A 24,682-nucleotide genomic window follows, 5' to 3' on the forward strand; every position below is an offset into this window, starting at 1 on the left:
TCCCGATTCGCAGTTTGCGCTGGCGCAGACATGTGAGAATCAGTGCCGGCGAACCATTCGCCGCGCATCCATCGACAGCGCCGCCAGGGCCAGGTCGGCCCGATGAAATCGGTTAGAATGGCGCGCTTCCCCGCCGCACACCTTCTCATCGAACATGGTTCCCAATCCAGACCGCACCTTGACGCTCTCGATCTTCTGCAAGGTCGTCGACAACTACGGCGACATCGGCATCTGCTGGCGCCTGGCGCGCATGCTGCAGCGCGAACACGGCGTCGCCGTCACGCTCTGGGTCGACGACCTGGCCAGCTTCCGCCGCATCTGTCCCGAAGTCGTCCTGGAAGCCGGGCGCCAGCTGGTACAGGGCGTCACCGTGCTTCACTGGCGCGACCAGGACGGGGTGTACACGCCCGACCAGGTCGACGACATCGTCATCGAATTCTTCGCTTGCGATATTCCGCCTGGGTACATCGAGGCGATGGCGCAGCGCGAACCGCGTCCGGTCTGGCTCAACTACGAGGGCTTGAGCGCCGAAGAGTGGGTCGAAGGCTGCCACCGCCTGCCTTCGATGCACCCGCGGCTGAAACTGACCAAGCATTTCTTCTTCCCAGGTTTCACGGACAGGACCGGCGGCCTGTTGCGCGAGCGCGCGCTCGGCGCCGAGCGCGCCGCCTTCCAGTCCGACCCGGAGAAGGTGGCCGCTTTCCTGCGCCGTCTGGGCCTGTCCGAATCGGAAGTCGCGAGCTTCAAGGTGTCGCTGTTCTGCTATCCGTTCGCGCCGGTGGCGGCCCTGTTCGAGGCCTGGCAGGGAAACGGGGAAGCCCTGACCTGCCTGGTGCCCGAGGGTGTCGCCGTGGACGCGGTCGGGGCATTCCTGGGCGCACCCGCCCGCGCCGGCGCGAGCGCGACGCGCGGCGCGCTCACGGTGCGGGTATTGCCTTTCGTGGCGCAGCCCGACTACGACCGCCTGCTATGGGCCTGCGACCTGAATTTCGTGCGCGGCGAGGATTCCTGGGTGCGCGCGCAATGGGCCGGCAAGCCTTTCGTCTGGCATATCTATTTCCAGGAAGAGAACCTGCACCACAAGAAGCTGCGCGCCTTCCTCGACCGTTACGCGGTGGACCTGCCTGCCCTGGACGCCTTCTCGCTGCACTGGAACGGCGCCGGTCCCGGCGAGGGCCAGGACTGGGCGGCGCTGTGGTCCGGCCTGAAAAACGAACTGCCGGCTGCCGCGGACAGGGCCGCCGCATGGGAGGCGCAAATGTTGGAAAACGGTGACCTGGCCAGCAATCTGCTCGCATTCGCCCGGTCACTTCGTTAGGCGCGGCGCACATTACATGGTATGATGCCCTGTTACTGCAACCCCTTTTATCGATCATAAATCCATATGAAACCCGCAAAAGAAATCCGTGTTGGCAACATCATCATGGTTGATGAGAAGCCTTTTATCGTGCTGCGTTCCGACGTCAACGGCTCGAGCCGCACGGGCTTCACCTACAAGTGGAAGATGAAGAATCTTCTGACCAATGCTCCGCTGGAAAACGTCTTCCGCGGCGACGACAAGTTCGACGTGGTCGTGCTGGACAAGAAGCCGGTCACCTACTCGTACTTCGCCGATCCGCTGTACGTCTTCATGGATGAAGAGTACAACCAGTACGAAATCGAAGAAGAAAACCTGGGCGACGCACTGGCCTACCTGAAAGACGGTATGGAATGCGAAGCCGTGTTCTACGACGGCAAGGCCATCTCGGTCGAACTGCCGACCATCATCGCCCGTCAGGTCGTCTACACCGAGCCGGCAGTCAAGGGCAACACCTCGGGCAACGTCCTGAAGGAAGCCAAGATCGAGAACGCGATCGAAGCCCACCAGCACACCGTCCAGGTGCCGCTGTTCGTCAGCAACGACGACGTCATCGAGATCGACACCCGCACCAACGAATACAAGAAGATCGTTCGTAACTGATCGACAGCTTGTCAGTAGTAAAGCGAAAAAAACGCTGCCGCCATGGCAGCGTTTTTTTTCGCCCCTACGCGCCGTAGGGACAAAGCATGTCGCACGGCAAGCACTGCTATGCTATTGCTTTATTTATATAGAGGAGACGGCATGGATCGCAGGGACTTCGTTCGACTTGGCATGGCGGCCGGCGCGCTGGCAGGCGCGACTGCCCCGGCGGCAGCGGTGGCGCCGAAAGCGCGGCCGCGCGCCGAGTCCGACATCCTGGAGGCCGGGGTAAGGGAGCAGCAGGCGGCAATGGCGGCCGGCAAGCTGAGCTCGCAGGCGCTGGTGCAGCGCTACCTGGCGCGCATCGCCGCCATCGACAAGGCCGGCCCGCGCCTGAATGCGGTCATCGAAACCAATCCCGACGCCCTCGGGATCGCCGCCGAACTCGACCGTGAACGCGCGGGCGGCAAGCTGCGCGGACCGCTGCACGGTATTCCCGTCCTGTTGAAGGACAACATCGCGACGGGCGACCGCATGTGCACCACCGCCGGTTCGCTGGCGCTGGACGGCGTGCGCGCCCGCCGCGACGCCTTCGTGGCCGGGCGCCTGCGCGCCGCCGGCGCCGTCATCATCGGCAAGACTAACCTGTCGGAATGGGCGAACATGCGCTCGACCCACCCGGTCTCCGGCTGGAGCGGGCGCGGCGGACAGACCCGGAATCCCCACGCGCTCGACCGCAATCCCAGCGGGTCGAGCTCCGGCTCGGGCGCCGCGATCGCGGCCAGCCTGGCGACCCTGGCGGTCGGCACCGAGACCGACGGCTCGATCGTTTCGCCGTCTTCGGTCTGCGGCGTCGTCGGCCTCAAGCCCACGCTGGGCCTGGTCAGCCGTAGCGGCATCATTCCGATCGCGCACTCCCAGGACACGGCAGGGCCGATGACGCGCAGCGTCGCCGACGCCGCCCTGATGCTCGCCGCCATGACTGGCGTCGATGCCGACGATGCGGTCACAAAGGAAAGCGCCGGCAAGGTGGCCGACTATGCCGGGGCGCTGCGCCTGGACGGACTGAAGGACAAGCGTATCGGCGTCGCCCGCAACTTCTTTGGCGGCAATCCGGATGTGGACGAGATCATCGAGAAGGAACTGGCCATCCTCCAGGCCCAGGGCGCGGTCCTGGTCGACGTCAAAGTGCCGAATACCGACAAGTATGGCGCGACCGAGCTCGAAGTGCTGCTGAACGAGTTCAGGCCCGACCTGGAAGCCTGGCTGGCCGCCTACGCGCCGCATGCCCCGGTGAAAACCATGGCTGACGTGATCACCTTCAACGAAAAGAACGCCGCGCGCGAGATGCCGCATTTCGGGCAGGAACACCTGATCGCCGCCCAGGCCAGGCCGGGGCTGAATGGACGCGCCTACCGCGAAGCCCTGGCCAACAACCTGCGCTATGCGCGTGAGGAGGGGATCGATCGCATCCTGCGCGAAGAGCGCCTCGACGCCCTCGTAGCCCCGACCGACGACCTGGCCTGGCTCACCGACTACGTCAAGGGCGACCATTACGGGATGAGCTTCTCGTCGCCGGCGGCGGTCGCGGGCTACCCGCACATCACGGTGCCGGCGGGGCAGGCGCACGGCCTGCCGGTCGGCCTGTCTTTTGTGGGCACCGCGTACACCGAAGCCAGCCTGATCGGCATGGCCTATGCCTACGAACAGGCTTCGCGCCGTCGCCGCGCGCCGGCTTTCCCGGCGTCGGTCAACATCAAGGCGTGATGGAAGGAAGGGCTTAAGCCGGCATAAGACGGCTTAAGCCCGGCGATGTTCGCCCTCTCGTTCAGCCTTTCTTTGCGCGCTCGAAAGCCGGGCCCCACAGGGGATGGCCCTGTTCGCCCGGTTCAAGGCTGAAGTCGGGATCGATCTTCAGCGCCTTCTCGAACGCCTGCTGGCACTGTTTGGGGCGGGAGGTGACGCAGTAGCTGAAGGCCGTGTACTTGAGCGCCGTGGTGCGCGTGCGCAGCGGCGCGCCGCTACGGATGTCGCTCGAGTTCAGGCGCTTGATGGCGCCGTTGAAGTCGCCCTCGTTGTAGAGCCGGATGCCTTCGCGCAGCGCCACCTGGTCGCGGCCCGCCGCCTCGCTGCGCGACTCGGCGCGCGGACGATTTTCGCTGCGCGGTTCCGGCTTGGCAGCGGCCTTCGGATGGTCGCGCTCGGGCTGGCGCTCGAACAGCGGCGCCAGTTCCGCGCAGCCGGCCAGCAGGCCGGCGCCCAGGAACGAGCATAGCAAACGGCGGTGGAGGAATCGCTTCATCGTTACCTGCCTCCCTCGGCCTGGGCCGTGAAATCATGTTCAATGGTGGCGTTTTCCGCGTCGCCCGCGGTGACCGTCATCACGTGCTCCGGGAAGTTCGGGTTGACGATCCGGATCGTGTGCTGGCCCTGGCCCAGCGTCAGGCGCTTGACCGGCGGGCTGACGCCGCGGTCGATGCCGTTGACGTAGACGGTGCCCCAGGGCTTGATCAGCAATTTGTACGTGGTGCCGTTGACGACGGCGTCGGTCTGCCGGCCGGCCCCTGGGGCCGCCAGGTTGGTTGGCGTCGCATGCGCGGCAGCCGGCAGGGCCGCGGCCGGATCTCCGCTCGTGCCGCCGGCTGTGGCCAGTTGGCCAGCGGGGGCGCCGTCCGGGTTCGCGGCTTGCGCTGCCGGTGCGACGACGGTTTCGCCGGGAGCCGGACCGCGGGCGGCCTGTTCTTGCGGCGGCAGGGACAGGGCAAGCAGGTCGGCCGAGTTGTCCTGGTTCAGGTGGGTATAGAGCGCACCGCCTGCCGCCAGTAGCACCACGGCGGCGCCGGCGATCATGGCCCAGCGCTCCAGGCCGCTCCTGGCGCCCGACGCCGGCGCCTGGGTGGCGGCGGGCGGGTTCGGGGCAGCGCCCTCCTGAGTTGGATGCGACGACGGCTTCAGCGGCGTGGCGGCAAGGGCAGGGCGGCTGAATGGGTCCGGTTCCGGACGCCGCAGCGGCTGCGCCGGTACGGCAGGGGCCTCCTGCTCGCGTGGCTGGGGCTGGGCGGACGGTTCCGGGAGGCGTTCCTCGGGAACGGGCGCGTCGTGCAGCCCGGCCATGTCGGGCGGGGCCTGTTCGCCCGGACCGGCCGTGGCGGCGACGGCCTGGACCGCGGCAGGCGCGGGCTCGGCCATCGCCTCCTGTTCGAAGCCCAGCATGGCGCGCAATTCGGCGATGCTCTTCGGACGAAGGCGCCTGTTCGGGCCGAGGCAGCGGTCGATGGTCTGGGTCAGGTTGTCGCTGTAGTCGTCGTACAGGCGCGGTCCGAGCGGACCTTCGGGCGGCAATTCGGCGCTGATCGCATAGTGGATCACCAGGGCCAGCGCGTGGAGGTCGGCGGCGAGATCCGCTTCGCGGAAGTTACCCGGCGTGTCGGGCGCGGACAACAACAGGGCCTCGCCGCTGTCCAGCATGACGATGCTGTCCGGCGTGATCGGGCGGTGCGGGGCGCCGCTGGCGTATTGCTGCTCGAGCGATTGCAGGACCTGGCGCAGAAGCTGGCGGCACCACGCTTCGGTGACGAGCGCTGGGCTGTGCTCGACGATATCGCGGACCGTGCGTCCGTCCGCGAACGGCGTGTAGATGGCTGTGCTGTGACTGGTCATTTTGCTAATCGTTTATTTTTAGCAAAACTATGCCAGATTTGGCGCTAGCGTGTCGCTTCCAACTCAACCGTGCGCGGCCCGGGCCGGCATGTCCTTACACCCCGGATTACACCTCGAGGAAGCGCATCTTGAAACTGCGGCCCTTGAAGCTGCCGAATTCCGGTCCCAGGCGGTTGCCGGCGTTCAGGCGCTGGAAGGCCTGGTCGGCCACACTGCGTTCGATCGCGACATAGGTCTGGAATTCCGTTACGTTGATCTTGCCGACCTGGTCCTTGACGAGGCCGGCGTCGCCGGTCAGGGCGCCGAGCACGTCGCCGGGGCGCAGCTTGTCCTTCTTGCCGCCGGAGATGACGAGCGTCACCATCGGCGCAGGGTCGGCCGGCGCATCGTCTTCGCCCAGTTCATCGATCTTGTGCCAGGCCACGGTCGCATTCTGGTATTCCTCGATCAGGCGCACCCATTTCTTTTCGTTCGGCGCGCACAGCGACAGGGCGAGACCCGTCTCGTCTCCGCGGCCGGTGCGGCCGATGCGGTGCACGTGGACTTCGGCATCCCTGGACACGTCGACGTTGATCACCGCCTCCAGGTTGGCGATGTCGAGGCCGCGCGCGGCGACGTCGGTTGCCACCAGCACCGAGCAGCTGCGGTTGGCGAACAGCACCAGGATCTCGTCGCGTTCGCGCTGCTCGAGTTCGCCGTACAGGGCGAGCGCCGAGAAACCCTGCTCGCGCAGGGAATCGGCCAGCTCGCGGCAGTGCGCCTTGGTATTGCAGAAGGCCAGGGTCGAGACCGGACGGAAGTGGCGCAGCAGGCGCGCCACCGCTGCGTCGCGCTCGCCGAAGTCGACTTCATAGAAGCGTTGCTCGATCTTGGAATCGTCATGCTGGCTTTCGACCGCCACCTCGAGCGGGTCGCGCAGGAAGCCGGCGGTAGCGTGGCGGATATCGTCCGGATAGGTGGCCGAAAACAGCAGGGTCTGGCGGCGCTCGGGGCAGGCGCGCACGATGTTCGCGATCTCGTCATAGAAGCCCATGTCGGTCATGCGGTCGGCTTCGTCGAGCACCAGGGTCTGGACGCGCGACAGGTCGAGCGTACCGCGGCCCAGGTGGTCGCGGATGCGGCCCGGCGTGCCGACCACGATGTGGGCGCCATGCTCGAGCGAGGCGATCTGCGGACGCATGGCGATGCCGCCGGTCAGCGTGAGCACCTTGACGTTGCCGACGCCGCGCGCCAGGCGGCGCAGTTCGCCCGCCACCTGGTCGGCCAGCTCGCGCGTCGGGCACAGCACCAGGCCCTGGACCGCGAACCAGGCCGGATTGAGCTTGTGCAGGATGCCGATGCCGAAGGCCGCGGTCTTGCCGCTGCCGGTGGCGGCCTGGGCGATCAGGTCGCGGCCTTCCAGTACGGCAGGCAGGCTCTCGGCCTGGATCGGCGTCATCGCGCGATAGCCGAGGACGTCGAGGTTGGACAGGAATTGCGGCGCGAGCGCCAGCGAAGAGAAGGGAGTGTGCATGCTTTCCAGCCTTTAGGCCGGAGTCGCCGGCGCCCAGACCGGCAGGCCGGTCAAATCGAGGTTGTCATCGCGGCGCCAGACAGGCAGGCCGGTGGTGTCGGTTTCTTCGAGCAGGGTGAGCTGCTCCTGTTTCATGGCGGCGCGGCGAGGACGGGGAGCGCGCTTGGGCTCGACAGCGCTGACTTCGAGCGGTGCGGCCGGTTCGAAACCCGGCAGGTCGATCGTCGCGTTGTCTTTCTTGTCTCTCATCTGGCTCAACTGGATTACAGTGTGGCTGCCCCAGAAAACAAAAGCCCGGCTACAAGAGTCGGGCTCGTTTTTTACTGATTGGTGCTAAGTGTTTGGTTGCGGGGACAGGATTTGAACCTGTGACCTTCGGGTTATGAGCCCGACGAGCTGCCAGACTGCTCCACCCCGCGTCTGAGGTAAGCATTGTACCGCGTCTGGCGGCCTGACGCAAATCGAAGCTTTGGACCGCCTGGCAAGCAAGGCTCAGGCGACGCGCAGGCGCCACAGCGAGGTCACCTCGCGCGAGCGCGCCGCGTGCAGCGGATCGTCGGCGTCGAAGGCTTTCGCGTGTGTGGGGCGCACGTCGTGGCGCCCGGCAACCGCCAGGCCCGCCGCCGCGATCCAGCCCAGCAGCTGCTCGCGCGAGCGCAGGCCGAGGTGTTCGGCCAGGTCGGACAGGATCAGCCAACCCTCGCCGCCGGGCGCCAGGTGGGCCTGCAAGCCGCCGAGGAAACCGCGCAGCATGCGGCTGTCCGGATCGTAGATCGCGTATTCGATGGCAGAGCTGGGCTTGCCCGGCAGCCAGGGCGGATTGCAGACCACGACATCGGCCTGGCCCTCCGGGAACAAATCGGCCTTGACGACCTCGACCTGGTCCGCGTAACCGAGGCGGGCGATGTTCTCGCGCGCGCAGCCGAGTGCGCGCGCGTCCATGTCGGTCGCGACGATACGCTGCAGGCCGCGCCGCGCCAGCACGCTCGACAGCACGCCGGTGCCGGCGCCGATGTCGAAGGCCAGCTTCGCGCCCGGCGGCAGCGGCGCCTGCGCCACCAGCTCGACGTATTCGCCGCGCACAGGCGAGAACACGCCGTACCAGGGGTGGATGCGGTCGTCCAGCGCCGGGATGGGCACGCCCTTGCGGCGCCATTCGTGGGCGCCGATCAGGCCAAGCAGCTCGCGCAGCGAGGCCACGCAGGGTTCGCTGGATGGACCCCAGGCTTCGGTACAGGCTTCCTTCACGTCCGGCGCGCGGCGCAGCGGAATGCCATAGTCGGCATCGAACGGAATCAGCAGCATCGCCAGCGTACGGGCGCGCTGCAGCTGGGCCAGGCGATGGCGGTGGAACTGCTCGGTCGGCGTGGCCGGCGCCTTGCTCGCCTTGGCACGCTTCGCGCGCGAGCCCTTGTGATCGATGCGGCGTGCCAGTGCCTGCACCAGCTGGCGCGCGTTCTGGAAGTCGCCGCGCCAGAGCAGGGCGGTGCCGTCCAGCGCCAGGCGGTAGGCCGTGTCGGCGGCCATGGTGTCGTCGGCGATCACGACCTTCTTCGGCGCCGGCCAGCCGCTCTCCGAGCGCCACAGCGCCGAGCGCTGCCCGCCGCCTTCCTCCCATTCGATGCGCGTCATGGGCTTAATGGTGGTGGTGCCAGTTGGTGCCGTTCGAGTCGAGGAAGGACTTCACGGCATCCGCATTGCCGGTCGCGTGCAGCTTGACTTCACCGCAGCCGCAGATGCCCTGGTAAGGCTGGATGTGCGAGCAGGCCGAGACCTTCTGCAGGTAGACGGTGACGGGTTTGGCGCACTTGGCGCATTTGAAGGTGAGGGTGCGGGCGGGTTTCATGGGTAATCGAGTGTGTGCAATGCAAAGCGCGCATTGTACAAGGATGGCGGGCATCGGGCATGGTGTCGTCGGTGGGGCCGCTGCTGGCCGAACCCGGCCGCGCACTCAGCATGGCAGATCGCCAGAGGGGCAAACATCGCAGGCTGTCACGAAGGGACTGGATCCGGGCCCATTGCAGACATTCGCAGGGGCATCGAATAAATAGCGGTCGAGCCTTTTTTACCCGACTGCCGCCTTGGTTGGCCCTTTCCAAGGACATAATTGTTCGAGCCAGAAGCCGGATAGTCCCTTTGGTAGAGACATACTGAGCAGGGTTGGATGCACCAGATATCCAGCTTTTGAAAACTGTATCGCGAGCTGTATTCTGCGTTGTCGCAGAATTGGCGCGTAGTTCGGCGGTGCGTCACGGTATCGATTTCGCGCCCAGTAGCCAGTGAAATGTAAATGTTCGCGTGCGGTAATTGAGCGCAAGAGTCTCCATCTTGCACTTACAGGCATGGCGTAAGTGGGACGCTTCAGCAACCGATACGATTGGTCGAACTTCGGGAATTTCCGGTTATTGCGCCGTGTCGGGTATCTAAGCTTACGTTGCCACTTCATTGCAGCTCCAGAAGCTATTTACTGTTCCTGTGTTTGTCTAAATATGGTCCGTTCCTGACCGATTGCGGTCACTGATCGGTGCGCATAACTGGCAAGCCGCAAAACCTCAGCTTACGCCTTGGCCTCAGCGTAACACCAAGCGCTTTCATTGCATAGGAGCACTGAAAAACCGCGATCGCACGGCTGTGCTATCGTCGTTCTCATAATTTCGTGCACGAATCAGGTCAATTTCAGCCATCCCCTCACACGATGCGAAAGTGGGAAACCGCGCGGACACGACATGGCACGGTGATGTCATGCCATTGATGTCCGCGCGCCCGCTACGCCTGTCCGAGCGCGATGGCCGAACATTAGAGGAGAACAGATGAACCGTTTCAAAGACAAAACCATCCTTGTCACAGGCGCCGCTTCCGGCATCGGCCTGGCGGCGGCGCGCCGCTTCCTCGATGAAGGCGCCCGTGTCGTGATGCTCGATATCGACGAAGCCAGCCTCAGTGAAGCCGCCGCCAGGCTTCCGCAAGACCGTGTCCTCGTGCAGGTCGGCGATACCGCCGACAAGGAAACCGCGGCCACGGCCGTCAAGGCGGCGGTCGAGCGTTTCGGCGGGCTGCATGTCCTGGTCAACAACGCCGGCGTGGCAACCGAGGGCGACATCATGCAGACGAGCGAAGAGGACTTCGCACGCGTCATGGCGGTCAACGTGGCCGGCTACTTCCACATGGCCAAGGCGGCGATGCCCGAACTCGTGAAGACACGCGGAGCTATCGTCATGACTTCCTCGGTCTCGGGGCTGGGTGGCGACTGGAACCTGTTCGCCTATAACACCTCGAAGGGCGCCGTCAGCAACATGGTGCGCGCGATGGCGATGGATGCGGGCAAGGATGGCGTGCGGGTGAACGCGGTCAATCCGAGCTTCACGGACACTGGAATGACCCAGGACATGGTGAGCGATCCCGAACTGGTCGCCAAGTTCAGGGAACGCATGCCGCTGGGCGCGCCCGAGGACGCGGAGGGTGTCGCGGCGGCGATCGCTTTCCTGGCCAGCGAGGATGCCCGCCTGATCACGGGCGTCAACCTGCCGGTGGACGCCGGATTGATGGCGTCGAACGGACAGCCGCCGCAGTAAGCATCACTCCCGGCGTGCGCCCTTACACACCCACGCTGACCGCGCTGCTCCCGCCCCCATTCGGCCGCACCTGGATCTTGGCCGCGATCCGCTCCGTCATCTCGTGCACATGCGAGATGACGCCGACCTTGCGGCCCATCGATTGCAGGGCGTCGAGCGCGTCCATGGCCACGCCCAGGGTGGCGCTGTCGAGCGAGCCGAAGCCTTCGTCGATGAACAGCGACTCGACTCGCACCCGGTTCGAGGACAGCGAAGCCAGGCCCAGCGCCAGCGCCAGCGAGACCAGGAAGGACTCGCCGCCCGAGAGGGAATTGACCGAGCGGATCTCGCCGCCCATGTCGTGGTCGCGCACCATCAGGGCCAGCGAGGGCGCCCCAAGATTGTCGACGCGCTCCAGCCGGTAGCGCTTCGCCAGCTGGGACAGGTGGCTGTTGGCGTAGCCGAGCAATACCTCCAAGGTGAACTGCTGGGCGTAGTTGCGGAACTTCTTGCCGTCGGCCGAGCCGATCAGCTCGGCCAGCTTGCCCCAGCGCGCCTCGATCGCCTGCTGGCGCTCGATCTCGGCCAGCATGGCCTGGGCCTTGACCCGGCGTTCGTCGTCCTGGGCCACCTGCAGGCGCAGCCGGGTGGCCTGCTCGTGCGCGAGCTGGCGCGCGTCGCCCGCCTTTTGCAGCTCGCCCGCCACCGCGTCGATTTCCCGCGCCGCCGCCTGCGGGTCGGCGCTTTCCTCGTGCAGGAGGCGCTGTTTGGCGCGCTCGGCCAGCACGGCGGCGGCCCTGGCGGCTGCGCCGTCGAGCTCGCCCAGCGCCGTGCGTTCGGCCGCAATCCAGTGCGCGCCGACCTGGAGCAGGCTGGCCAGCGCCGCCCCGTTCTCGATCGGCTCCAGGTCCGCGGAGTGGGCCGCATAGCGGGCCGCGTATTCGTCGAGCCAGTCCGCCAGGCGCACCGCCGCGTCGCGCGCCTCGTCCTGCAGGCTGGCGATGCGTTCGCCGGTCTGGGACAGGCCGGTGCGGATGCGCGTTTCCCCTTGCGCTGTCTCGTTGGCGGCGAGCTGGCGTGCGGCCAGGGCCTCGCGCGCGCCGGCGAGCTGGCGGCGCATGGCCCCCTCGACCTCCTGCACTGCCCGGCCCTCGAACAGGGCGGCGCGTTCAAGGCGCCGTCCGGCCAGCGCCGCATCGCTGCGCGCAAAGGCTTCCAGGGCGGCCTCGGCCGCCTTGGCGGCATGGTCGAAGCGCAGGCCCGCGTCGCGCGCGGCGGCTTCGAGCTCGGCCAGGGCGGCGCGGTGCTGGGCCAGTTGCGCCGACTGCGCCTGCCAGGCGCCCACCTCGGCGGCGCGCTCGCGGTGGCAGGCGGCCGGGTCGGCGCGCCAGCCGTCCTGCCAGCCGTCGCCGCAGGCGCCGCTCATCACAGGGTCGAGTTCGGCCAGCAGGCCGGCGAGCAGGGCGGCGTCACGCTCGGCCTGCCCGGCAAGCGACTGGCGCGCGTGGCCGGCGTCCAGGTGGGCGGTGTGGGTGGCCTGGGCCACATCCTGCAGGCGCTTGTGCTCGGCGTTGGCGGCATCGAATGCCGCCTGGGCCGCGTCGCGGGCCTGGGCGGCGCGGCGCGCCGACTGCTGGCGCGCATCGATCGCGCGCAGCGCTTCGCGCACTTCGCGCAGCTGGGCGGCAAACCAGTCGGCGCGCTGGGGCTCGATCGGGGCTTCAGGCGCCAGCGGATGCGTGCTCCAGGCCTGCTCGAGCACGTCCGCGTCGTCCCGCAGGCCGCTGCGCTCCTCGAGCAGCGCCTCCAGGCGTTCGTCGGCTGCGGCCAGCTCGGCGCGGCGCGTGGCCTGGCTGGACAGGTTGGCGCGCACCTGGGCGCGTTGCTGTTCGACCTGCCCGCGCAGCGCGTCGAGCACGGCGTGCAGGCGCACGTCGGGGTGGGCGTACGGGTGCTCCTCGCTGCCGCAGACCGGGCAGGGTTCTCCCTCGCTCAACCTGGCCCGCAGGTCCTCGACCTTCGCCGCGCAGGCCAGTTCGGCGGCGCTCAGGGCCGCTTCGGCCTGGGCGGTGGCAGCGGCCAGCGCCGGAGCGGCCTCGCTTGCCGCCTCCAGCGCCGCCTGCACGGCCGTGCGTGCAGCTGCGCTGCGCTCGCGCTCGGCCTCGATGCGCTGCAGGCGCTGGCGGGCGGCCGCCAGCCCCTGCCAGATCTTTTCGCCGGCGGCCAGCGCGTCGCGCCGGACTTCCAGGCCGTCGCGCTCGTCGAGCAGGGCGCCGACGTCGAATTGCGCGAGCGCCTGCTGCGCCTCCTGGCGTGCGGCTTCGAGCTGGGTGATGCGCGCCGCGGCCGCCTCGACCGCTTCCGCGGCAGCGGCGGCGCGGGCGGCGGCGTCGACCAGGACGCGCTCGGCCTGGCCCAGGCGTGCATTGCCGGCATGCGCAAGCCGGGCTGCCTCTTGAGCCTTGATGAACAGCTTGTCCCACTGCGGCCATTGCACGGCCAGCGCTTCCAGGCGGCGGTTGTTCTCGATCCAGGCGGCGCTGCGCGCTTCGGCCGCGCGCGTCGTTTCCAGCTGGCGCTTGGCCTGGGCCAGCGCGGCCTGGGCCTGGGCCGACTGGTTGACGGCCTCGTCGCGCTGCAGCGTGACTTTCTGGTGGGCGCCGACCAGCGTGGCGATGGTGGCGTCGAGCGCCTTGGCCGCGTCCAGCTGCGGGGCGGCCTCGAGTTGCGCCGCTTCCAGGGTCTGGACGGCGTCCTGGGCCGCCTGTACGGCGATCACGGCCTGGCGCGCGGCTTCCTGCACGCGCTGCAGCTCGCGCTGGCCATTGACGAGCGCCGCCTCGGCGTCGATTCTTTCCTTTTCCAGGCGCGCCAGTTCCGCCATCAGCGGACGCGCGGCCTGGACCTCGTCCAGCGTCGCCAGGCGGGTGCGGCGCGCGCCGGCGGTTTCCAGCTGGGCGCGCGCTTCGGCCAGTGCGGCTTGCGCCTCGGCTTCGCCGCGGCGCAGCTTTTCGCGCTCCTGGTGCCAGCGCAGCTGGGCTTCCAGCAGGGCGCGCTGCACATCCGCGGCCCGCAGGGCTTCTTCGGCGGCCGCGTGGGCGGCATCGAGCTCGACGCGCGCTTCCTGGGCCAGCGGCGCCTGGTCGGCCAGGCGCGCGGTAAGGCGGCGCACGGCTTCCTGCTCCAGCTTGTAGCGTTCGTAGGCGCGCTTCGAGATCTCGCTGTAGACGGCGCTGCCGGTCAGGGTTTCGAGCAGCTCGCCGCGCTCGTTCTCGTCGGTCTTCAGGAAGGCCGAGAACTCGTTCTGGGCCAGCAGCACCGAGCGCGTGAACTGCTCAAAAGACAGGCCGACGCGCTGGGCGATTTCCTGCGCGGCTTCGGTCTTGGTCGCCCCCAGCGGCGCCATCTCGGGCAGGCGGTGCAGGCTCATGGTGGGCGGCTGCAGCAGGCCGCCGACCTTGTTGCGCGAGCGCCGCACGCTCCAGCGCGCGCGGTAGCGCAGGCCGTCGTTGCCGACGAAGTCGACCTCGGCGTAGCCCTCGGCCGTGCCGCGCCGCAACAGGTTGCGCGGGTCGAAGGTGGACACGGTCTCGCCGCCGGCGTCGGGCAGGCTGCCTGCGCCGCGGCCGCCGCTGCGCGGCAGGCGTGGCGTGTTGCCGTACAGCGCCAGGCAGAGCGCGTCGAGCAGGGTGCTTTTTCCCGCGCCGGTCGGGCCGCTGATGGCAAACAGGCCGCTCGAGGCCAGCGGTTCGGTTTCGAAGTCGACGTTGAAGTCGCCGGCCAGCGAGGCCAGGTTGCGTCCGGCGATGCGCAGGATCCTCATGCGCCCTCCTTGCCGTCGCTCAACATAAGTTCGGCGAAGGCAGACAATTGTTCATCCGGCGCCTCCTCGCCGAAGCGCTGCTGCCACAGGCGGCGGAAGATGTCGTCGGGCTTCAGCTCGGCGAGCTGGTCGAGCGTGAGCGCGTCCGCTCCCTCGGCGGGGCCGACACTCTTGCGGGTCGGCTCGATCTTCGCCAGGCGCACGGGTTTGCCGGCAATGGCCGCCTCGACCTGGGCGCGCAGGCCGGGCTCGGGACCGTCGAGCAGCACCCGCACCTCGAGATAGGGATGGCAGGCGGGCGGCAGCTCGTGGTCCAGCTCCAGTGCCTCGAGCGCGGCCAGCACCTCGGGCAGGGGCGCGGGTTTCGCCGGCACGCGCAGCAGCTCGACCGCGCGCGGCACATGGATGGGCGTGACTTCCTTCGCCACGGCGCCGTCGAGTTCGATTCGCAATACCTGGTGCTGGTAGGCCACCTCCGCGAACGACATCGGCAAGGGGCTGCCGCAGTAGCGCAGGTGATCCTTCTTGCCGACGCGCTGGGCCAGGTGCAGGTGGCCCAGGGCCGCATAGGCGATCTCGGGCGCGAACATGGAGGCGGGCAGGGCCTCGGTGCCGCCGATGACGATGCGCCGCTCCGAGTCGTTCGAGGACTGGCCGTCGACCATGTGGCAGTGGCCCATCGCCAGGATGGCCTGGCCCTCGCTGCGGCGCTCGCGTGCCAGTTCGAAGGCCTGGCGGTACAGCTCGGCAATGCCGTTCAGGTAGGCGTCGCCCTCGACTTCCACGCGCGGCACGTCGCCCGGGCGCAGGAAGGGAATACCCAGGCACCAGGCTTTTACTTCACCGGCGCGGTCACGCAGCGGCACCAGCAGGCGTTCGAGATCGATGGCGCCGTCGCTCGCGCGCACCACATTCCCGATCACGACGGTCCCATGGGCTTCGAGCAACGGTCCCGGCGCTTCCAGGCGGCCCGGCGAATCGTGGTTGCCGGCGATGACGACGATCTGCAGGTGGGGCGTGCGCGCCCTGGCCCGCTGCAGGAAGCCGTAGAGCTGGCGCTGGGCGGCGGACGAGGGATTGGTGTTGTCGAAGATATCGCCGGCGATCAGGAGCGCGTCGATATCTTCGGCCACGATGGTGTCGAGCAGCCAGTCGAGGAAGCACTGGTGTTCGTAGGTCCGGTCGTAGTTGTGCAGGGTCTGGCCGAGATGCCAGTCGGAAGTGTGCAACAGCCGCATGGAGGAATAGGGGGAAGGGAAGTCGGGGATCGGCTGAACTATAGCGCAGCTGCAGACAAGCTTCAAAACGGGCTTCAAAATTTTTCCCGCGGCAGGCGGCAGAGCTTGCCGAAACCTCATTAAAATATTTACATGACTAATTTGTCCTCCGGATTGCACTTATCCATCCACAACGCGCGTGTCCTGCAGCTGGCGGCCCAGGGACTCTTGCAGCCGCGCCGGCGCAAGGCTGTGAAAGACGATGTCCTGGACGCCATCCGGCGGATGGAGATGTTGCAAATCGACACCATCAACGTGGTCGCCCGCAGTCCCTATCTGGTCCTGTGGAGCCGGCTGGGCGACTACCGGCCCGAGTGGCTCGATGAACTGCTGGCCGAAGGGAAACTGTTCGAGTACTGGGCCCACGAGGCCTGCTTCCTGCCCATCGAGGACTACGGCCTCTACCGCCACCGCATGCTCGACCCGGCGGCCATGGGGTGGAAGTATTCGGCCACCTGGATGCGCGAGCGTGCCGGCGAAGTGGCGGCGCTGCTGGCCCAAATCCGCAGCAGGGGGCCGGTGCGCTCCTCGGATTTCGAGCGCAGCGACGGCAAGGCGGGCGGCTGGTGGGAATGGAAGCCCGAGAAGCGCTCGCTCGAAGTCTTGTTCACCTCGGGCGCGCTGATGATCGCGCGGCGCCACAACTTCCAGCGCGTCTACGACCTGGCCGAGCGCGTGCTTCCCGGCTGGGACGACGCGCGCATGCCGCCGCTCGGCGAGGTGCAGCGCATCTTCGCCCTGCGCACGGTGCGCTCGCTCGGGCTGGCGCGCGCCGCCTGGATTCCCGACTACCACCGCACCCGGCGGCCCCATGTCGATCCAGAGGCGCTGGCCGAAGAAGGCCTGCTGCTGCGCGCCCGTGTCGCGGACTGGAAGGACCCGGTCTACATCCACCCCGAGCACGCCGAACTGGCGCGCCAGGCATCGGAGGGCCGGCTGGCGCCCACGCTCACCACTATCCTGTCGCCCTTCGACCCGGTGGTATGGGACCGGCGCCGCGCCCTGGAGCTGTTCGGCTTCGACTACCGGCTCGAGTGCTATACGCCGGCGCCGAAGCGCCGCTACGGCTATTTCACGTTGCCCATCCTGCGCCGCGGCGCGCTCATCGGCCGCATCGACGCCAAGGCCCACCGCCGCGCCGGCGTCTTCGAAGTGAAGGCGGCGCTCTTCGAGCCGGGCCTGCGCGTGAGCGATGCGCTGGTGCGCGACGTCGCCGCCGCCCTGCTGCGCTGCGCGCGCTGGCACGCCTGCCCGCAGGTGAACCTGGTGCGCGCCGAGCCGGAGGCGCTCGGCGCGCGGCTGGCGCAGGCGCTGGCGGCGTCGGCGCTGTCCACACTGGCTGCCGCATGAGCCTGCCCAGCGCCCCGCGCCAGGTCGTCGATGCCGGCGGCCGGCCCCTGTTCGGGCGCTACCGCGGCCTCACCGGCGCGCCGGCCTGGGCCGACCTGGCGCCGCCCCATGCGCGCGGCGCGCTCTGGCGGCGCCTGCACCACAAGCGCTGGCATTTCGTCTCGCTGGTGACCGACGAATTGTTCGTGGGGCTGACGGTCATCGACATCGGCTGGAGCAACAGTTGCTTCGCCTACGCCTTCGACCGTGCGCGCGGCGAGATCGTCGAAGCGTTTTCGCCCGTCGGCCTGCCTGGCATGACGGCCTTCGTCGGCGCGACCGTCGGGGAGGGCGCCTGGTTCGCGATGCCTGGACGGCGCATCGCCATCGAGCCCGACGGCGACGGCGGCCACCGGCTGCGCCTGCGCGCTGGCCGCTTCCGGATCGAGGCCGACTATGGCGGCGCCGGCGCCGGGCCCTGCCTGCTGGCGGTCGGTCCCGTCAAGGATGGCGGCGCCGTGCACACGACCCAGAAGTCGCCCGGCCTGGCGCTTGCCGGCTGGGCCGAGGCCGGCGGGCGGCGTTACCGGCTCGACGGCGGCATGGCCAGCTTCGACTATTCGAACGGGCTGCTCGGACGCCGCACGGGCTGGCGCTGGATCTCGGCCCAGACGCGTGCATTGGGGATCAACCTGCAAAGCGGCTATTTCGGGGATGCCGAGAATGCGCTCTGGATCGACGGCGAACTGGTCCCGCTCGGGCCGGTCCGCATCGCGCTCGACGCCGCCGGTGCCTGGGACATGGACACAGGCGACGGCCTGCTCGCGCTGCGCTTCCGGCCCGAGGGCACGCGCCGCGACGACAAGAATTTGTTGCTCGCGGGCAGCCGCCTGACCCAGCATGTGGGCCGCTTCGACGGCTGGGTGAAGGCGGCCCCCGGCGCGCCGGCGCGCGCGATTTCCGGGCTGACAGGACTGGCCGAGGACTACAGCGCGCGTTGGTAAATACCAACATTCGGGCCGCGGGGCGGCTCCGCCGTGCCTGCCTCGGACTGCCGAACCGACCAAGCCAAGTTTGCGGCAGATCAAACGCCGGACAGGGTCGGCTCCTTACACTACTAGTTCCTTCAGGCTGAAGAGCGAAAAAAAAACAGTCCCCCAGCCTGTCCATAACCAGTAAGTCCAGCCAGAGCGCCTGTTCCCCGCCGGTTCTTCCTACGCGGAGCATGGGCCTGCGCCTGGACGCCGAGAGGAGACCGAATGCTTACCGCGACCTACACGCTCGTTGCGCTATCCGTCGAACAAACGAACATGCGCGTCAGCCTGCACGCCGTGCAGCAGCTCGTCCAGAAAAGCTATGCGCGCCAGACCGCGTTGACGAACGGTCAGACCGGGTACGTGTGCGACACGCTGCGCTGCCTCTACGAGCAATGTCATCGCCGCAAGCTCGACAAATTCCTGTTGCCGGCACTGCGCCGCGCCAGCAGTAGCGCCGCCGCGCTCATGGCCGAGCTCGACCAGCTCAGCCGCAGCGCGGTCGAGGCCCTCGGTACGGCCGAGCGCCTGTCGCAGGGCGGTATCGACAACGAGGAGCGTGTCGAAGCCTTCTGCACCGCCGTGGAGCGTTTCTGCGCCGCGCTGACCCAGCGTTTCGAGCGCGAGGAGCTCGAGCTGTTCCCGGTGGCGCGCGCGGCGATCGCGGGCGAAACCTGGTTCGCGATGGCGCACCAGATGCTGGCCTACGACGCCTGGCGCCAGGAGCACCGCGGCAAGCTGGACGTGCCGCCGGCAAGCCGGCCGGCGCGCGCGGAATCTGGCCATCGGCAAGGTCCGCCGGTGTCTTACATGCATTAGCGCGGCCGGCCGCGGCGGGCTCCGCGTTGCAGCCGGCGCGGGGCCGCATGCGGCCCGCGGGCAGGTCCGGCATGCGCGGCGCGCCGCCCGGCAGCGCACCTGTCGGGTGCGCCCGAAAAAGCCGCCATCGTTCTTTGTTATGATGGGGGTTTTGGAAGTGCGATTTCATCATGTTCGAATTCCTATTCAAGCGTCAGGGCGAGAAACCCGGCAATTCGCCGTCCGCGGCGGCAGCCAAGCCTGCCGACAAGGGCACGAAGGGCGCGGCCGTCGCGCCGGCCGGGCAGGGAGCCGCCCAGCAACATCCGGCCCAGCCGAAGCCGGCCCAGCAGGGGCGTGAGCAGCAGGCCGAACAATTGCGCCAGCTCGACGGCGATGAAACCCGCGCCGTGGAATTCATCCTCCACTCCGACTTTTCCGAATTGCGCCTGGCCGCCGCCGAGCATGTCCACAGCCGCGCCGCCCTCGAGCGCGTGCACACGGCGATGCGCAATACCGACCGCCGCGTCGCCAAGCTGATGCAATCGCGGCTGGACGCGATCCGCCACCACGATGCCGAACTGGCGCGCGGCCAGGCCACCCTGGCCCAGGCGCGCAGCCTGCTGCAGGATGCCTTGCTGACGCCCAATCACGTGGCTGAGCTCGACCGTAAATGGTCGGTCATCGCAGCTCCCGAGCTGGCCGACGAGTTCGCCGGTCTGCGCGCCCAGCTGGGCGCGCGCCTCGAAGCCCAGGTGGGGCTGCAGCGCGCCATGATCGACCGCCTGGCCGCGCTGCGCGCCCTGGAGACGGCCAACCTGGACGCCGCCGGGCTGGCGGCGCAACTGGACAGGATGGCCCAGGAACAGGATGCCGCCCTGGTCTCGCCCGAGCAGGCTTCGCTGCCGCGCAGCCTGGTGTCCGAGTTCGCCGCCGAGCTTGCCCGCCTGCGTGCCGGCCTGGCGACGCTGGAACAGACCCAGGCCGCCTTTGCCGCGCGCGAAGCGGCGCTCGCCGAATGGCAGGCCCAGCCGGTAGCCGAATTGCAAGTCGACAAGCTGCGCCAGGCCTGGCAGAAACTGCCGGCGCTGCCCCAGGGCGCGGCCACGACCGCGCTGCAGGAGCGTTTCGAGGCCTGGCTGGCGAGCCTGCCGCAGCCGGAGCGTCAAGCTAAACCCGCACCGCGCGAGACGCCGGTATCCCCGGCCGTGCACACCGCGACCCGGGCCGCGAAACCGGCGCCGAAAGGGGCCGACCAGGGCTTCATCGATACCATGGACGCGCTGGAAGCGGCCTTGCAGCAGGGCTCGCTCGGCACCGCCGCCGAACTCGACAAGACGCTGAAGGACACCAAGGGCAGGGGCATGCGCCTGACCGCAGCCCAGGCCGATCGCCTGAACCACCTGCGCGCCGAGCTGAAACGCCTGTCCGACTGGGCGCGCTGGGGCGGGAATGTCTCGCGCGAGGAACTGATCAAGACCGTCGAGGCCCTGAGCACGCAGAACCTGCCGATGGCGGAGCTGGCCAAGAAGGTAGGCAGCATGCGCGAGCGCTGGAAGGCGCTCGACAGCCTGTCCGGCGCCGCGCCGAAGAGCCTGTGGGAGCGCTTCGACCACGCCTGCACCACGGCCTATGCGCCGGCCGCGGCCCACTTCAAGCACCTGGCCGACGAGCGCCACGCGAATGCGGCGCGCGGCGAAGCGCTGGTGCTTGAAGCCAACGCCGAGATCGCGCGCCTGGAATCGGGCGAAGCCGACTGGAAGCACGTGGCAGGCACCGTGCAGCGGCTGCGCCTGGCCTGGAGCCACCTGGGCGCGATCGACCGCAAGGACAAGAAACGCCTCGACCAGCAGTTCGCCGCCGCGCTCACCACGCTGCAGGGGCCGCTCGAAGAGCAGCGCAAGGCCGAGATGACGGGCCGCGAGGAACTCATCGACGAAGTCGCCGCCATCGATCCGCACGACCGCCACGCGGTCGACCGCCTGCGCGACATCCAGGCGCGCTGGCAGGAGCATGCGCGTGCGCTGCCGCTCGAACGCAAGGCCGAGCAGGCGCTGTGGCAGCGCTTCCGCGCCGCCTGCGACGACCTGTTCGCGCGCCGCAAGGAAAGCGCCCACGCCGCCGACGTCGAGCGCCGCGCCCACGAGGCGGCCAAGGAAGCGATCAGCGCGCGCCTGGAAGCGGCCGCGCCCGAGGCCACCCCGGCCACCGCCGGCAAGCTGCTGCGCGAAGCCGCGGCCGAATGGCACGCCATCGGTCCGGTGCCGCGTGCGCACGAGGCGCGCGTCGAGAAGCGCTACCACGACGCCGTGGCGAAGGTCCAGCACCATGCCGACCTGGCGCGCCGCGCCGCCGGGCTGGCGCTGGCCAGCGCCCTGCGCGACAAGCTGCGCGCCTGCCAGGAGCTCGAGGATTCGCTGGCCCAGGCCGGCCAGCATGTGTCAAGCGCCGACTGGCGCAGCCGCTGGGCGGCGCTGCTGCCGGCCGGCAGCGAATACGACCCGGTGCTCGACGCGCGCTTCGAGGCCGCGCTGAACGCGCTGGAAGGCGACCGCGAAGGCTATGCACGCCTGCTCGAAACGAATCGCGCCACGCTGCTGCAGGAATTGCTGCGCCAGGAAGTGGCCAACGGCATCGACAGCGGCGCCGAGTTCGCGCGCGAGCGCCTCAAGCTCCAGGTCGAGGCCCTGCAGTCGACCCTGAAGGCGGGCGAGAAGCCCGGCCACAAGGGCGCCGGCGGCCTGCGCCAGCTGTGCGCCTTGCCGGCACTGGTCGACGAACGCACCGCGCTGCGCATCGAGCAGCTCATCATGCGCACCGCACGGGAGGGCAAATGAGCCAGGTGAGGGTACAGGCCGGGGACTTCGACCTCGGCCAGGAACTGGCGCGCCTGCGCGAGGGCGACGCCCGCGTCGGCGCGGTGGTGAGTTTCGTGGGCACCGTGCGCGACATGAACGACGGCTCCTCCGTCTCCGAAATGGAACTGGAACACTATCCGGGCATGACGGAAAAGGCGCTCGAGGACATCGTCGAGCAGGCGAAAGCCCGCTGGCCGCTCTACAACGCGCTGGTGATCCACCGCGTCGGCCCGCTCGCGCCCCTGGAGCAGATCGTACTGGTCGCCGTCAGCGCGGCCCACCGCGGCGAAGCCTTCGCCGCCTGCGAATTCATCATCGACTACCTGAAGACCGACGCGCCGTTCTGGAAGAAGGAGCAGACGCCCGAGGGCGCGCGCTGGGTCGATGCACGCCTCTCGGACGACAGCGCCAAGGCCAAGTGGCAGACCGCATGAGGACCCGGGCTTGAGCTGGCTCGCGGTAGGGGCGGGCGCGGCCATCGGTGCCTGGCTGCGCTGGGGGCTGGGCCTGTGGCTGACCAACGTGCACGCCTCCATCCAGGCCGGCACGCTGGCGGCCAACCTCGTCGGCGGCTATGCTGTCGGCATTGCGCTCGGCTTCTTTTCTCACCATCCGCATTTGACTCCCGAGTGGCGCCTGTTCGTGGTCACCGGCTTCCTCGGCGGCCTGACTACCTTCTCCAGCTTCTCGGGCGAATCGGTGGCGCTGCTGCAGCGCGGCGCGTACGGCTGGGCGCTGGCGCACACGCTGCTGCACCTGGTCGGGTCGATCCTGTTGTGCATCGCCGGGTTTGCGACCTGGCGTGCGCTCAGAGGCTGACCGCAGGTCTTACCTCAGGGCTGACTGCGCGGCTGGCTGTTCTTGCGCAAGGACGGCGGGCCATCCTGCGGGCAAAGTTTCGGCTGGACAACAACCGGAGCCAGCCATGACCAACGCTTACCGCCCGACCGCCGCCTTCGTTGACGCTTCCTGGGGCGCACTGCTGATCGGCGCGATCGCGTACCTGATCGGTTTGTGGAACGCCCAGATGCAGCTCAACGAAAAAGGGTATTACCTGACCCTGCTGATGTACGGTTTGTTCGCCGCCGTCTCGCTGCAAAAGACGGTGCGCGACCGCAGCGAGGGCATTCCCGTGACCAACCTGTACGCCAGCCTGTGCTGGGTATCGTTGCTGGCGGCCGTGCTGCTGTTGACTGTGGGCCTGTGGAACGCCACGCTCGAGCGCAGCGAAAAGGGCTTTTATGCGATGTCTTTCCTGCTGAGCCTGTTTGCCGTGGTCGCCGTGCAGAAGAACGTGCGTGACGTCGGCGCCATACCTGCCGCGCCCGCCGGCCGCTCCGGTGAAGTTTCGGCCGGATAAGAAGGCGGCAGGCGGCCGATGCCGCCTGCCCCAGCCGGTCGGGTCTGCTGACCGGCCTTATCCGTGCGCCGCATCCGTCCTGCTGCGCCAGAGCGAATACGCGATACCGGCCGCAATCAGCACCGCCGTCACCGCCAGCGACAGGGATGCCGGCACCTTGCCGCCGAAGACGAAGTCGCCCAGGAAGATCTTCGAACCGATGAACACCAGCACCGCCGCCAGCGAGTACTTCAGGTAGCGGAAGCGCTGCACCACGTCGGCCAGGGCGAAGTACAGGGCGCGCAGGCCCAGCACCGCGAAGATGTTCGAGGTGTAGACGATGAAGGGGTCGCTGGTGATCGCGAAGATGGCCGGCACGCTGTCGACGGCGAAGACGACGTCGGTGAACTCCACCATGATCAGGGCCAGCAGCAGCGGCGTCGCATACCAGAGCCTGCGCCCGGGCTGGGAAGGATGCGGCAGGCGCACCACGAAGTCGTGGCCGTGCGTGGTCTCGGTCACGCGCAGGTGGCGCCGCAGCCAGGCCAGCAGGGCGCTGTCGCGCACCTGGTTCGGGTTCTCGGCCACGAACAGCATCTTGATGCCGGTGATGACCAGGATGGCGCCGAAGATGTACAGCACCCAGTAGTAGCTCGCCACCAGGGCCGAGCCGGCGCCAATCATGATGCCGCGCGTGACGATCACGCCCAGGATGCCCCAGAACAGCACGCGGTGCTGGTAGAGCGGCGGGATCGCGAGCGTCGCGAAGATCAGCGAGATCACGAAGATGTTGTCGAGCGAGAGACTCTTCTCGATCAGGAAGCCGGTGTAGAACTGCAGCGCCTTCTCGCTGCCGAAGCCATGCCAGACCCAGAGGCCGAAGGCCAGGCCGGCAGTCAGGTAGAGCGCCGAGAGTTTGAGGCTCTCGGCGACGCCGATGACGTGGTCATCGCGGTTCAGGACCCCCAGGTCGAAGGCCAGCAGCAGGACGACGATAGCCAGGAACACCAGCCACATCCACACCGGTGCGCCCAGCCAGACGACACTCAGGAAGTCCATGGCGTCAGCCCTCCGTCACGGCTTCTTTGGGCGACGGCGCCGACCACTTGCGCTGGGCGCGCTGCAGGAGCAGGTGCTCGCGGCTGTCGATCAGGCGGTCGGCGTGGACGATGTCGAGCATCGCCTTCAGCACGTGCATGCGCAGCAGGGGATCGGCGACCTCGTCGAGCAGGCGGTCGAGCATGGCGTTGTCGATCTCGATGTCCGCACGGTCGTGGCGCCGTGCCGTCTCGAGCAAATCCTCGCACAGCGCCATGACCGCGTCGTCGAAGGCGTCGGCGTCCACGCCCAGCCGCTCCAGGATGGCGCTGTGCTCCAGCGCCTTGATTTCCGACGGCGCCATATGGCCGTCCACGATCATGGACAGCGCCAGCAGGCGGCAGACGGCGTCGGGACTATCGGTTGCACAGAGTCGCATGGTTTCCTCGCTTGGTTAATGATGATGGCTTCCAGCTTAGGCGACCGGGATCAAATGAAAAACCAATGATTTCTTGAGGAATGT

Annotated in this window: 21 protein-coding genes and 1 tRNA gene; 11 read left to right on the plus strand and 11 right to left on the minus strand. The window is 68.2% G+C overall.

From position 1 onward, the window contains the following. Positions 1-154 precede the first annotated feature (154 nt). The 3 genes from earP to ACSUZJ_RS09590 all read left to right on the plus strand — a co-directional run bounded on the left by earP (position 155) and on the right by ACSUZJ_RS09590 (position 3,706). Positions 155-1,318 carry an elongation factor P maturation arginine rhamnosyltransferase EarP gene (earP, locus tag ACSUZJ_RS09580; RefSeq protein ID WP_499415517.1) on the plus strand — a complete coding sequence of 388 codons (1,164 nt, stop codon included), beginning with the start codon at positions 155-157 and terminating at the stop codon, positions 1,316-1,318. Positions 1,319-1,384: 66 nt separating this feature from the next. Beyond that, entirely contained in the window at positions 1,385-1,960 is a 576-nt protein-coding gene (locus ACSUZJ_RS09585) for an elongation factor P (RefSeq protein ID WP_499415519.1), read from the plus strand. A 141-nt stretch (positions 1,961-2,101) separates the two neighbouring features. Beyond that, entirely contained in the window at positions 2,102-3,706 is a 1,605-nt protein-coding gene (locus ACSUZJ_RS09590; protein ID WP_499415521.1) for an amidase, read from the plus strand. A 61-nt stretch (positions 3,707-3,767) separates the two neighbouring features. Here the strand turns inward: ACSUZJ_RS09590 and ACSUZJ_RS09595 are convergent, their stop codons facing one another. From ACSUZJ_RS09595 to ACSUZJ_RS09625, 7 genes are all read right to left on the minus strand, one after another. Further along, positions 3,768-4,241, minus strand: a complete 474-nt coding sequence (locus ACSUZJ_RS09595) for a TssQ family T6SS-associated lipoprotein (RefSeq protein WP_499415523.1) — start codon at positions 4,239-4,241, stop codon at positions 3,768-3,770. A 2-nt stretch (positions 4,242-4,243) separates the two neighbouring features. Further along, entirely contained in the window at positions 4,244-5,599 is a 1,356-nt protein-coding gene (locus tag ACSUZJ_RS09600; RefSeq protein WP_499415525.1) for a serine/threonine-protein kinase, read from the minus strand. A 106-nt stretch (positions 5,600-5,705) separates the two neighbouring features. Further along, positions 5,706-7,112 (minus strand): ATP-dependent RNA helicase DbpA, encoded by a 1,407-nt coding sequence (gene dbpA / locus ACSUZJ_RS09605; protein WP_499415527.1) that lies wholly within the window; start codon positions 7,110-7,112, stop codon positions 5,706-5,708. A 12-nt stretch (positions 7,113-7,124) separates the two neighbouring features. Beyond that, complete coding sequence (locus tag ACSUZJ_RS09610; protein ID WP_499415529.1) at positions 7,125-7,361, minus strand: hypothetical protein; 237 nt, start codon at positions 7,359-7,361, stop codon at positions 7,125-7,127. 93 nt (positions 7,362-7,454) lie between these two features. Then, positions 7,455-7,531 (minus strand) — tRNA-Met (locus ACSUZJ_RS09615). A gap of 73 nt (positions 7,532-7,604) precedes the next feature. Beyond that, a complete protein-coding gene (locus ACSUZJ_RS09620) occupies positions 7,605-8,744 on the minus strand; it encodes a methyltransferase (RefSeq protein WP_499415531.1) in 1,140 nt (379 codons plus the stop codon). 4 nt (positions 8,745-8,748) lie between these two features. After that, positions 8,749-8,958: a hypothetical protein gene (locus tag ACSUZJ_RS09625; RefSeq protein WP_499415533.1), complete on the minus strand. Its 210-nt coding sequence runs from the start codon at positions 8,956-8,958 to the stop codon at positions 8,749-8,751. 964 nt (positions 8,959-9,922) lie between these two features. On the opposite strand from ACSUZJ_RS09625, the gene budC reads away from it, so the two are divergent. Next, positions 9,923-10,684 (plus strand): meso-2,3-butanediol dehydrogenase, encoded by a 762-nt coding sequence (budC, locus tag ACSUZJ_RS09630; protein ID WP_499415535.1) that lies wholly within the window; start codon positions 9,923-9,925, stop codon positions 10,682-10,684. 22 nt (positions 10,685-10,706) lie between these two features. Here budC and ACSUZJ_RS09635 read toward each other — a convergent pair whose 3' ends face one another. Together ACSUZJ_RS09635 and ACSUZJ_RS09640 are read right to left on the minus strand one after the other, a co-directional pair. Next, positions 10,707-14,486 (minus strand): AAA family ATPase, encoded by a 3,780-nt coding sequence (locus tag ACSUZJ_RS09635; protein WP_499415537.1) that lies wholly within the window; start codon positions 14,484-14,486, stop codon positions 10,707-10,709. Then, positions 14,483-15,724 carry an exonuclease SbcCD subunit D C-terminal domain-containing protein gene (locus ACSUZJ_RS09640; RefSeq protein WP_499415539.1) on the minus strand — a complete coding sequence of 414 codons (1,242 nt, stop codon included), beginning with the start codon at positions 15,722-15,724 and terminating at the stop codon, positions 14,483-14,485. The genes ACSUZJ_RS09635 and ACSUZJ_RS09640 overlap by 4 nt, the downstream gene beginning before the upstream one ends. A 132-nt stretch (positions 15,725-15,856) precedes the next feature. Here ACSUZJ_RS09640 and ACSUZJ_RS09645 point away from each other — a divergent pair, with 132 nt between their 5' ends. From ACSUZJ_RS09645 to yiaA, 7 genes are all read left to right on the plus strand, one after another. Next, positions 15,857-17,113: a winged helix-turn-helix domain-containing protein gene (locus tag ACSUZJ_RS09645; protein WP_499415541.1), complete on the plus strand. Its 1,257-nt coding sequence runs from the start codon at positions 15,857-15,859 to the stop codon at positions 17,111-17,113. Next, positions 17,110-18,096 (plus strand): DUF2804 domain-containing protein, encoded by a 987-nt coding sequence (locus ACSUZJ_RS09650; protein WP_499415543.1) that lies wholly within the window; start codon positions 17,110-17,112, stop codon positions 18,094-18,096. The genes ACSUZJ_RS09645 and ACSUZJ_RS09650 overlap by 4 nt, the downstream gene beginning before the upstream one ends. Positions 18,097-18,351: 255 nt before the next feature. Further along, on the plus strand, positions 18,352-18,945 hold the full coding sequence (locus ACSUZJ_RS09655) for a hypothetical protein (RefSeq protein WP_499415545.1): 594 nt from the start codon (positions 18,352-18,354) through the stop codon (positions 18,943-18,945). A 170-nt stretch (positions 18,946-19,115) separates the two neighbouring features. Beyond that, complete coding sequence (locus ACSUZJ_RS09660; RefSeq protein WP_499415547.1) at positions 19,116-21,761, plus strand: DUF349 domain-containing protein; 2,646 nt, start codon at positions 19,116-19,118, stop codon at positions 21,759-21,761. Next, positions 21,758-22,216: a molybdopterin synthase catalytic subunit MoaE gene (gene moaE, locus ACSUZJ_RS09665; RefSeq protein WP_499415549.1), complete on the plus strand. Its 459-nt coding sequence runs from the start codon at positions 21,758-21,760 to the stop codon at positions 22,214-22,216. The genes ACSUZJ_RS09660 and moaE overlap by 4 nt, the downstream gene beginning before the upstream one ends. A gap of 10 nt (positions 22,217-22,226) precedes the next feature. After that, the gene (gene crcB / locus ACSUZJ_RS09670) at positions 22,227-22,601 is read left to right on the plus strand and encodes a fluoride efflux transporter CrcB (protein ID WP_499415551.1); all 375 of its coding nucleotides are present in this window, start codon (positions 22,227-22,229) and stop codon (positions 22,599-22,601) included. Between the two features lie 106 nt (positions 22,602-22,707). After that, positions 22,708-23,142, plus strand: a complete 435-nt coding sequence (gene yiaA / locus ACSUZJ_RS09675) for an inner membrane protein YiaA (RefSeq protein ID WP_499415553.1) — start codon at positions 22,708-22,710, stop codon at positions 23,140-23,142. A gap of 57 nt (positions 23,143-23,199) precedes the next feature. Here the strand turns inward: yiaA and ACSUZJ_RS09680 are convergent, their stop codons facing one another. Then, positions 23,200-24,180 (minus strand): TerC family protein, encoded by a 981-nt coding sequence (locus ACSUZJ_RS09680; protein ID WP_499415555.1) that lies wholly within the window; start codon positions 24,178-24,180, stop codon positions 23,200-23,202. Positions 24,181-24,184: 4 nt separating this feature from the next. Continuing rightward, complete coding sequence (locus tag ACSUZJ_RS09685) at positions 24,185-24,598, minus strand: tellurite resistance TerB family protein (RefSeq protein WP_499415557.1); 414 nt, start codon at positions 24,596-24,598, stop codon at positions 24,185-24,187. Positions 24,599-24,682: the final 84 nt, after the last annotated feature.

The organism is Telluria sp. B2 (assembly GCF_051789535.1).
GTDB lineage: Bacteria > Pseudomonadota > Gammaproteobacteria > Burkholderiales > Burkholderiaceae_D > Telluria.